This is a genomic window from Brevibacterium sp. (assembly GCF_022712115.1).
GTDB classification, from domain to species: Bacteria; Actinomycetota; Actinomycetes; order Actinomycetales; family Brevibacteriaceae; genus Brevibacterium; species Brevibacterium salitolerans.
Map to the genome: position 1 here is coordinate 1 of NZ_JALAHB010000201.1, position 4,080 is coordinate 4,080.

The following is a 4,080-nucleotide window of genomic DNA, read 5'->3' on the forward strand; positions in this document are numbered from 1 at the left end:
GCCCGGCACCGGCGCCCAGCGTCTGGGTGAACGGCGCTCAGCACAGGCTGCAGCCGGGCACCACCGTGTTCGGCCGCTCCGCCAACAGCGCGGACATCGTCATCGACGACCCCGGAATGTCCCGGCGGCACTTCGAGATCACCGTCTCCGGGCCTCGCGCCACCGCCACAGATCTGGGCTCCACCAACGGGACCCTCGTGGACGGCCGGCCCATCACCTCGATCGCCCTGTCCGACGGCATGGTGCTGACTGCCGGCGACACCCCTGTCACCTACTCCGAGGCGGTCACCTTCAGTGAGTGAGTTCACCGTCACAGTGCTGCGGTTCGCCCTGTTCGGGCTGCTCTGGCTCTTCGTCTTCCTCATCGCCGGAGTGCTGCGCCAGGACCTGTTCGGTCCCCGCGTCCCGCGCAACCGCAGCGCCCGCAGGAAGGGACGCGCCGCCGCGGAGTCCCCTGTCGCCGCGGCGATGTCCGGCGGCTCCCGCGCCTCCGCGCCGGTGCAGTCCGGTGCGCCTCCCGCCGGCGGCGGCTACACGGCCTCGCCCACGCTCGTCCTCACCTCCGGCGCGCAGGCCGGGATGTCCCTCATGCTCGGGACGGGCCAGCTCACGATAGGCAGAGCGGAGGACTGCGGCCTCATCATCGACGACGACTACGCCTCCTCCCATCACGCCCGGGTCTATCCCCAGGCCGGCTCCTGGGTCCTCGAGGACACGAACTCCACGAACGGCACCTACGTGAACGGCGCGCGTCTCACCGCGCCCGTCCGGCTGGGCCCCGGCAGCCGCTTCACCATCGGGAGCACGACGATGGAGCTGCGCGCGTGAGCGGCGCAAGTGGGCCCAGGCCTCCGGTGTTCCGCTTCGCAGCGCGCTCGGACACCGGTCTCGTCCGCAAGAACAACCAGGACTCCGGGTACGCCGGGGCGCACTTCCTGCTGATCGCGGACGGCATGGGCGGCCACGCCGGCGGCGACGTCGCCAGCGCCATCACGGTCTCCCGCCTCACGTTCCTCGACGAGCCGGATGCGCCCGCCGACGATCTCGAGACCCTGCGCAACGCAGTGCTCGCCGCCAACGAGCAGATCATCCGCGCCGTCCAGGAGCGGCCGGAGCTGGCCGGGATGGGCACCACCGTGTCCGCGCTCCTGCAGTCCGGGGACAGGCTGGCGCTGGCCCACATCGGCGATTCCCGCGGCTTCGTCATGCACAAGGGCGAACTCAAGCAGGTCACCCACGACCACACCTTCGTGCAGATGCTCGTGGACGAGGGGCGGATCTCCCCCGAGGAGGCGGAGACCCACCCGCAGCGCAGCGTCGTCATGCGGGTGCTGGGCGATGTGGGTGCTGCGCCGGAGCTCGACCTCTCCTTCCACGAAGCCATCCCCGGCGACCGCTGGATGCTCTGTTCCGACGGCCTCACCGGTTTCGCGAGCCTCGAGGACATCCACGAGGCCCTCGCCACCATCGAGGACCCGGGTGAGTGCTGCGAGAAGCTCATCTCCCTGGCCCTGGCCGGCGGCGGCGCGGACAACGTCACCGTCGTGGTGGGCGATGTCCTGGACCCGGCGGCGGACGTGGACATCGACGACTTCGGCGAGGCCGTGGGCAGCGTGCGGATCAACCCCGCCTACGCGCTGCTGGGCAGCACCGGCCCGGAGGAGTCGGACGTCGACACCGGCCAGTACGACGTCATCCTCGACAGCACCCATGACGTCCCGACCGCGGAGGTGCCGATCGAGGACGTCGCCACGCAGCCGCTCGACGCCCACCACATCACTGCGGGCTCCGCAGCCGCGGGCGCCTCACCCGAGGGCTCGGTGACGGCAGCGGGCGTGCCGGAGGACCTGCCGGCAGCCGCGGACGCCGGCACCGCGGAGGACACGGAGGCCGGCGAGGCCTCCACCCGTGAGCTGGCCCCCGCCGCCGGCGCGGCCGGGGACGAGACGGCGGACGCAGGGACGGACTCCGCCGGCACCGCCACGGAGTCCCGCCGCTCCCGCCGCCGGCGCAGGCGCTCCGCCGATCCGGACGACGACCTCGCCGACTGGGGCGAGGAGCCTCCGCGGCCCCGGCGACGCTGGGGCGGTGCCGTCATCACCCTCGTGGTGGTGCTGGCGGTGGCGGCAGCGGCCTTTGCCGGCTGGCGCTATGTCCAGTCGCAGTACTACGTGACGGAGAACGAGGGCCACGTGGCCGTCTACCAGGGCCTGCCGCAGACCCTGGGCCCGATCGAGCTCTCCAGCCTCGAGGAGGACACCGAGGTGTCCGTCTCCTCCCTCTCCACCTTCTCCCAGCAGCGCCTCACCGCGACGATCCCCGCGAACTCGCGTGACGCGGCCCTCGCCGTCGTGGACACCTTCCGCGCGGAGGCCGAGCGGAACGCGCTCTCCAGCGACGGACAGGCCTCCGAGGCGGAGTCCGAGGACCCGGCGCCCTCACCGTCGCCCACAGAATCGCCCGGAGGCGACGTGAGCGGCGGGGTCGCCGACGAATCGGGCAGCGGCACCCGCGGCGCCTCCTCCGCGATCTCCCCGGTGGAGGACGAGGGGGCGACCCGATGACGCTGAGCCCCTCGCAGACGGAGACCCCCGCTCCCTCCGCCGAGGCGACGCGGAGGCGCACACGGAGCCGGATGACGGAGCTGCTCCTCATCCTGCTCGCCGTCGTCATCTCCGCCGGCGCCTACATCCTCACGAGCATGGGCGCGGAGGGGGAGGTCCCCGCCAACGCCTACACCTACACCGCCTGGCTGGCCGTGCTGGGGCTCGGTCTGCACGCCGTGGTGTGGTGGCGGGCCTCGTACGCGGACCCCGTCCTCGTGCCCATCGCCGTGCTGCTCAACGGCGTGGGCCTGGCGATGATCTACCGGATCAACATCGCGAAGCCGGACAGCTCCTCCTCCGCGGACAACCAGCTCATCTGGATGACGCTGGGCACCGTGCTGGCGGCCCTCGTCCTCGTGTTCCTCCGGGACCACCGGCTCCTGCGCCGCTTCACGTACACGTGCGGCCTCGCCGCGCTCGTCCTCCTCCTGCTCCCCCTGGTCCCCGGTCTGGGCACCACCATCAACGGCGCCCGGATCTGGATCCGCCTCGCGGGCATGTCGTTCCAGCCCGGCGAGATCGCGAAGATCCTGCTCGCGATCTTCTTCGCCGGCTACCTCGTGAGCTTCCGCGACCAGCTGGTGCTCGCCGGCCCCAAGATCCTGGGCATCCGCTTCCCGCGCCTGCGGGACATGGGGCCCATCCTCATCGCCTGGATCGCCAGCGTGGGCATCCTCGTGTTCGAGCGCGACCTGGGCACCTCGCTCCTCTTCTTCGGCATGTTCGTCGCCATGCTCTACATCGCCACGGCCAAGAAGACCTGGATCTTCCTGGGGCTCGGCATGTTCGGCGTGGGCGCGTTCATCGCCTCGCGGATCTTCTCGCACGTGGGCCAGCGCATCGACGGCTGGTTGAATGCGCTCTCACCGGAGGAGTTCAACAAGTCCCCCGGCGGTTCGTACCAGCTGGTCCAGGGCCTCTTCGGCATGGCCGACGGCGGCATGCTGGGCAACGGCCTCGGCCAGGGCAGGCCGCAGGTGGTCCCGTACGCGGAGTCCGACTTCATCTACGCCTCGCTCGGCGAGGAGCTGGGGATGATCGGGCTGTTCGCCCTCCTCATGCTCTACGTCCTCCTCTTCGCCCGCGGGATGAAGATCGCGGATCAGACGCGCGACGGCTTCGGCACCCTGTTCGCCGCAGGCATCTCCTTCACGATCGGCCTGCAGTGCTTCATCGTGATCGGCGGGGTCACGCGGCTCATCCCGCTCACCGGTCTCACCACCCCGTTCATCGCCGCCGGCGGCAGCTCCCTCGTGGCGAACTGGATCATCATCGGCCTCCTTCTGCGCATCTCCGACAACGCCCGGCGTCCGCAGGAGGAGTTCCACACCGGCGTGCTCAGCTTCGTCGCGGACGATCTGGACAAGCCGGAGCCGGAGAAGCCCGCTGCCGAGGCGCCCTCCGGTGCCCAGCACCGGCAGGTCACCGCGCCGGCGGCCTGGGAGGGTTCCGAGGCCCTCACCGAAGCCCGCCC

At 71.3% G+C, this 4,080-nt stretch carries 4 protein-coding genes; all 4 read left to right on the plus strand.

Going from position 1 to position 4,080, the window contains the following annotated elements; genetic code table 11:
* A partial coding sequence (locus Q0A33_RS11475) for an FHA domain-containing protein (protein ID WP_291796581.1) occupies window positions 1-302 on the plus strand: 302 nt, incomplete at its 5' end.
* Window positions 295-828, plus strand: coding sequence for an FHA domain-containing protein (locus Q0A33_RS11480; RefSeq protein ID WP_291796584.1), 534 nt, complete (start codon window positions 295-297; stop codon window positions 826-828). The genes Q0A33_RS11475 and Q0A33_RS11480, both read left to right, overlap by 8 nt.
* The gene (locus tag Q0A33_RS11485) at window positions 825-2,564 is read left to right on the plus strand and encodes a PP2C family serine/threonine-protein phosphatase (RefSeq protein WP_291796586.1); all 1,740 of its coding nucleotides are present in this window, start codon (window positions 825-827) and stop codon (window positions 2,562-2,564) included. Before Q0A33_RS11480 ends, Q0A33_RS11485 begins: the two co-directional genes overlap by 4 nt.
* A gap of 71 nt (window positions 2,565-2,635) precedes the next feature.
* The coding region (locus Q0A33_RS11490; protein ID WP_291796589.1) for an FtsW/RodA/SpoVE family cell cycle protein at window positions 2,636-4,080 on the plus strand (1,445 nt) is incomplete at its 3' end.